At 35.1% G+C, this 6127-nt stretch carries 5 protein-coding genes; 4 read left to right on the plus strand and 1 reads right to left on the minus strand.

Annotation, left to right across the window (positions count from 1 at the left end; translation table 11 throughout):
- Positions 1 to 33: 33 nt before the first annotated feature.
- Positions 34 to 222 carry an IS630 transposase-related protein gene (locus tag BTV99_RS13750; RefSeq protein ID WP_305956340.1) on the minus strand — a complete coding sequence of 63 codons (189 nt, stop codon included), beginning with the start codon at positions 220 to 222 and terminating at the stop codon, positions 34 to 36.
- 298 nt (positions 223 to 520) lie between these two features.
- Between BTV99_RS13750 and BTV99_RS05760 the strand changes: the two genes are divergently transcribed.
- From BTV99_RS05760 to BTV99_RS05775, 4 genes are all read left to right on the plus strand, one after another.
- On the plus strand, positions 521 to 2506 hold the full coding sequence (locus BTV99_RS05760; protein WP_075101414.1) for a heparinase II/III family protein: 1986 nt from the start codon (positions 521 to 523) through the stop codon (positions 2504 to 2506).
- Positions 2507 to 2759: 253 nt separating this feature from the next.
- The gene (locus BTV99_RS05765) at positions 2760 to 4301 is read left to right on the plus strand and encodes a heparinase II/III family protein (protein ID WP_083608542.1); all 1542 of its coding nucleotides are present in this window, start codon (positions 2760 to 2762) and stop codon (positions 4299 to 4301) included.
- Positions 4302 to 4402: 101 nt separating this feature from the next.
- On the plus strand, positions 4403 to 5125 hold the full coding sequence (locus tag BTV99_RS05770; RefSeq protein ID WP_075101416.1) for a DUF6270 domain-containing protein: 723 nt from the start codon (positions 4403 to 4405) through the stop codon (positions 5123 to 5125).
- A gap of 111 nt (positions 5126 to 5236) precedes the next feature.
- Positions 5237 to 6127: hypothetical protein (locus BTV99_RS05775; protein WP_143507072.1), on the plus strand; the 891-nt coding region annotated here is incomplete at its 3' end.

Genomic DNA, 6127 nt, shown 5'->3' on the forward strand with positions numbered 1-6127 from the left:
ATGGGGTAGCCTTGCTGCTTAAAGTGCTCAAGCTTATTCTGATACGCCACTCTTTTGATCGGACAGGCTTTTGGATGTTCTAAAGTCTTTTTTTTGACTGATGCCTAGGCGCTTTAGGGCATGATGAATGCCTGTTTTACTACAGTTTAAACGACGTGCTCGCTCGTACTGATAATCATCAGGATGTTCTTTGACATCATTGAGTAGCACGTCATCTGGTATTTTATAGGGTTTGGTTTGCCTGGTTGTTTTACTATGAACACGTCTCTTCCAGTTTTATATGGTGGTTGGGCTGAGGTTATAGAATTTAGCTGCCTCGGCAAAGGTCATACCCTCGTCTAAGCTTTTTAGTACTTGTTTGCGGAAATCTAGTGAGTAAGTCATGGTCTTTATAATAACAATTGGGTTTGATAATTAGTTTATAACATTTTTAAGTAGGATTGACTATAGATATAACATCTATATAAGTTAAAATTATATAGATGTTATTTTTTTTATTTAGTGATTAAGTAGAATATCCATGATTAAAGTTTCAGCAGATGAGAATTTTGATTACTATCTCAATAATAGTTTGAGTGAGTTGTTTATTAAACTACGAGTACCCAGTAGCAAATATAGTTATGCCTGCTATTTCTATGCTGATAATGCGATATATAAATTTCATTATCAGGACTCCCCAGTTTTTAAACTTTCTTATAACCTAGAGAGCTTGAAGTCATTAAAAATAAGGTTTTTCTTTCATGAGAGATCAACTGCTAAAAGAAGCTCAGTGTCATTAGATCTATCAAGTAGTATTGATGCTATTTTGAATTATGCAGAAATGTCCAAAAATGAGCTTATGGATCAACTTTGGAAGACAGAGCTCGATTATATTCTCGATAGTGAAACCTTCATAGAGCGTGGTAGGCTTTTAGTTGAAAGTAATCAATTACAGCTTTCAGGCTTTGACGCCGTTAATTGGAGCTCTTGGGATGAATGGGAACACGATCCTTTTAACAATAGATCTTGGCAGTGGACATTACACTGGTTCGAATTTATTAAAGGTTTAATGGCCTACCACTACAGAACCGGCGATCTTACTGCTCTTGAAGAAGTTAAGCGAGCGCTTACTAGTTGGATGAATACCTACTCAATGAGCTATGATGGGAGCTTCGAGTTCATACTCCATGACCATGCTACAGCTTTGAGGTCTGAGCAAGTCTTACTGTTTATTTACTACTTGCAATCTTATAACACTGAATGGTTAGATGCGAATATTACGTTTATTAATCAATTGGTTAATCTATTGATTGAAGTAGGACATAAGCTGTCTGAAGAAAGCTTTTATTCTAAACATACTAATCATGGGCTAGAACAAGTCAGAATGTTATTAACGCTTAGTGTGGTCTTTAAAAATCATAGTTGGCAAGATTTAGCGTTGACTCGTTTGAAAAGTGAGCTTGATTTTTCATTTACTGATGAAGGCGTACATAAAGAAAATAGTCCGGGCTATCATCAGTTCGTATTTAAATTATTTATCTCTATATTTAGAAAGCTACCCAAATCAGTGCTTGGTAATCTAGAAGTCGATTTTAGAGATAGAGCCAGTCATTCGCTTGAGTTTTTAACATATATATTACGACCGGATAGAAACTTACCTATTATTGGTGATACCCAACTTAAACCGACCACAGATGGGTATAGAGATTTTTTTAAAGGATCTATATATTATCAGCATTTTTTGTATGCTTTCAGTCAAGGCCATAGGGGCACTGCGCCAGTTGAAAATAACATAGTCTTTCCAAAATCAGGGTATGCAATATTTAGAAGTGGATGGGGGAATAAGAATAACTTCGCTAATAGCATTCATATCGTTTTTAAGGCAGGATGTCTAAGCAGATATCATCACCAGCAGGATGAAAATAATTTCGTCTTATATGGTTATGGAGAAGATTGGCTAATTGATTCGGGGCTATATAATTATATTGATAATGATCCTATCCGACATTATGCTCGTAGAAGACAAGCACACAATATCCCAGTCATATCTAATACCAATTATGAATTGGACTTCAATCATAGAATGGAGAACTGGAAGATATATGACTATAGTATAACTAATGATAAAGCGCATGTATCTGCAAGGAACACTGTTCTAAAGCATATAGAGCAGAAAAGAACATTAGAATTTAATAACATTGAAAAAGAAATTACTATACATGACAGTGTAATATGTCTAGATGAGAGTGATAGAGAAGTTAGGTTGTTGCTGCATATACCCAAAGACAAAAAAGTAGTGCTCACTGATAAAGGGTTTGAAATACTGTCAACAAAGCAGGATAGAAAGCTATTAATAACCCTATCGTCTCAACCTGATTTAATGGAGGTTAAAAGTGGGGTTGTTAATGGTAACGTTTATAGCATTGTGTCTAATACAGTGAATACTTATGAGGACAGTCAGGTAATAATTATGGCGTTTTATGATACTGACTCAGTGAATATGAAAATGAGAATGAGGTTTTTATAAACTAAGCTATATTTTCAGTAATAAGAGTCTTAGAAACACATTTCAAATATCTTTAATCTACTAGGGCGTGTCCTCAATTCAATCGATAGCCATCTAAATGGGCTAAAAACGGCTAAGTCTGGCCAAACGGTGTCAAATAGCTGACGAATATCTTGATATTATCTGCGCTATTTTCCTTGCTTGGCGGCAATTTATCTCATTTTTATCGCCATTTTTAAAATGAGGACAGGCCCTAGAATAAGCCTTATATGTTATGAACAACGAGATCAGTAGTCAAAAGTATATTGTAAGAAGTAGCTTTGAAGATATCATACTAAAGCTGCCTATTAATTGGAGACAAAATCCATTTAGCAATAAGAATTGGGTGCATCATTTCATGAGCCTAAGATGGGCTTTGAAAAAAGAGATGGAGCCTCTTAAACTAAAGCTTCTACTAACTGACTTCTATAATTATCATGTTAGAAAAGGGGCCAATAATCCTCATTATAATACAATCAGAGGTGATCATACTGCGGCTGAAAGAGTTAATGGGTTGTGCTTTGAATATGAGAGATTTAAAGATTATGAAGATCTAGCTTTACCCGGAGTTATTATTAGATTACTAAAGTCAGATATTAATAATCTGCTATCAGAGGAGATGTATAGAGCAGGTCATAACCATGCGTTAATGGTTGATAAGGCTTTAGTTAAGTGTGCAATTGATATTCCTAAGTTGAGACATCTGGTAGATTTGAATCATGTCCTTAATCGAGCATATGCAACTTTGAGTCAAATGTTCTATGAAGATGGCGTAACTAGAGAAAACTCAATCTCTTATCAGGAATATAACTTCAATATTGTTAATCAGTTTTGTGACCAGCTAACTGATTTAGATAGCTTAGAAGTGAATCCTACCGTTCTGGAAAGCCTATTTAGCTTTCTTAATGTAATTAAATCTCAGACAAAGGTATTATTAGGCTACGCTCTAAGAGAGAATGATACATACTTAGAGCTAGGAGATACGTTTAGTGATCCAAAGCTTGAAATATTGTCTGCTCTTAATAATAATGCAGATGATACTGAGTTATCACAATCAGCACGAGATTTATTAGCTCCTTATAGCTCAGAATCAGGTTACTATTGTAAGCATGGCTTGGTTCTATATAGACATAAAGAAAAAGACTATACAGTCCACTTTGGTCAGACCGTTATGTATGGCTCTAATAACCATAAACAAGATGATGAGCTTTCTTTTTGCTTATGTATAGATAATACGGATATATTTATAGATGCTGGATACAATGCTATTGTGAGTCAAGAAGAGCAGGATTATTTAAAATCTTCATTTGCTCATTCTACGCTCAATGTTATAGGCTCTGAATGGATCAGTTTTGATGAGCCTATAAAGTCCAACTCAATTCAAGATCTAAATTACAATGGTGCTCAGCTTAGCTATAACATGACGCATGAGCGGATTAAAGGGTTTACAGTTCATCTTCATACTAGTATAGAACCTAAGTCTCTAACTTTAAATTACTCATGCACTAACTCGAGTCAATTACCTATTTTAAAATTAAATAGGTTTATTTTATCAGTAGGGTGCAGTGTTGAGTTTGTCAATTCAAAGTGTTTAATAGTAAAAAAAGACAACTGTCGCGTAAAAATTACTGTGTTAGATGATATAGAAAGTATCACAGTTGGCAATGCTATATATACTAAATTTAATGGTGATATGGAGTGTTTAAACACTACCTCTATTGATATACTTTATTATTGTGAAAACTTAAAAGTGAAAGTTGATTTCTTACAATTTTAGCGCCTAACAGTGTTAGTCTAAAGTACTTGATTTACATCATTCAGGTGGTGCTACTGAAGAATGAGTAGCTGTTTTTTTTAAAGAATATTTATGAGGCTTATATGAAGGTCAGGATTTATGGTAGTTGCGTTTCACGAGATATATTGAGTTTTAATGATACCGACAAACTGGACCTATTAAGCTACAATGCAAGAAGCTCTATTGCAACGCTTAATAAAAAGAACATACAGAGTGATATAGGGCATAGTTACTTTGAGGCTTTAAATAAAATTGAGTCTAAGTTTCAAAAGCGAATGGTTGAGTACGACTTCAAAAATAAAGTGCTAGATATAGTCAATATTAATAACTACGACCTGCTATTAATTGATTTAATTGACGAGAGATTCCATTTAGCACAGGTTTCAAATAAATTAGTGACTCGTTCAAACGAATTCTTAAAGTCTGGCATACAGCCAGATAAAATAATGAACACCTTTTCTCCTGAGTACATGGAGTTATGGCAAACAGGTGTAGATAACTTTATTAATGTGATAAATGAAACCATAGGTCTGGACAAACTCAAAATAAATAAGGTGTATTGGGCGAGTAGCGCGAGTAATCCAAAAGATACAGATACATTGAATAGCAAATGGCAGGTTGAACGTCATAACCAAAAACTTAGTGACATGTATGAGCACCTTGAAAAGAAATTGCCGAAATCTAGTATTATTGAAGTTGACCCAAGCTTGCTAGTCGCTAACTCAAATCATAAATGGGGACTGTCACCTTTTCATTATATAGATGAATATTATGAGGAGACGGGTAAAGCCTTAATAGAGGTTTAACCTGAACTTAAGCATTCTCTACATATGAATTGATTTAGATGTAGTACAAAACTTTGAATAGTATTACGTAAAGTATTTTAACAAACATTAGATCTGACGGGAAAGTTGATAATGCATAACGCTAAGGGTGAAGTAGGTAGGCATATAAATGTGCCTAGTCTTTTATTGATTGAAAGTTTAGAGCTATCACAAGACAGTCCAGTATGGTATCCGATGGCAGTGAAGCCAGGCAATAATATCAATATCAAAGCCCTAGTTGAGTACTTAGATATAGACCCTGCAAGTAAACGTAAAGCATTATTACTAATCAAAGCATATGACGAGCTTGGTAACGAAGTAGACACTTCTTTTGAACAGATGGCTTGGTCAGAAGCTTTTGATGCTCACTTTAAGTATCTAGCACCTACTGGTAGTGAGGTTGACGAGCTTTATAGTGCTAAGGTTCCCGAAGGAGTTGCTACTATTCACTTTGGATTTAGCCACTTTTTGCCTAAGTTGGGTGAGCAAGTTGTTATTCGTGATCTTTCTATTTACCCTAAAGGAAGTAATGAGACTTTTAAGACACCTGAAGAACCTCAAATACCTACAACACACCAGGTTGAAAGCTTAGAGCTATCACAAGACAGTCCAGTATGGTATCCGATGGCAGTGAAGCCAGGCAATAATATCAATATCAAAGCCCTAGTTGAGTACTTAGATATAGACCCTGCAAGTAAACGTAAAGCATTATTACTAATCAAAGCATATGACGAGCTTGGTAACGAAGTAGACACTTCTTTTGAACAGATGGCTTGGTCAGAAGCTTTTGATGCTCACTTTAAGTATCTAGCACCTACTGGTAGTGAGGTTGACGAGCTTTATAGTGCTAAGGTTCCCGAAGGAGTTGCTACTATTCACTTTGGATTTAGCCACTTTTTGCCTAAGTTGGGTGAGCAAGTTGTTATTCGTGATCTTTCTATTTACCCTAAAGGAAGTAATGAGACTTTTAAGACACCTGAAGAA

Origin of the sequence: Psychrobacter sp. Rd 27.2, from assembly GCF_001921755.1 — a bacterium.
Lineage (GTDB): Bacteria > Pseudomonadota > Gammaproteobacteria > Pseudomonadales > Moraxellaceae > Psychrobacter > Psychrobacter celer.

Bases quoted from the DNA above. Each gene is read 5' to 3' on its own strand.
- BTV99_RS05760 (WP_075101414.1), top strand. From the start codon at position 521: ATGATTAAAGTTTCAGCAGATGAGAATTTTGATTACTATCTCAATAAT.
- BTV99_RS05765 (WP_083608542.1), top strand. From the start codon at position 2,760: ATGAACAACGAGATCAGTAGTCAAAAGTATATTGTAAGAAGTAGCTTT.
- BTV99_RS05770 (WP_075101416.1), top strand. From the start codon at position 4,403: ATGAAGGTCAGGATTTATGGTAGTTGCGTTTCACGAGATATATTGAGT.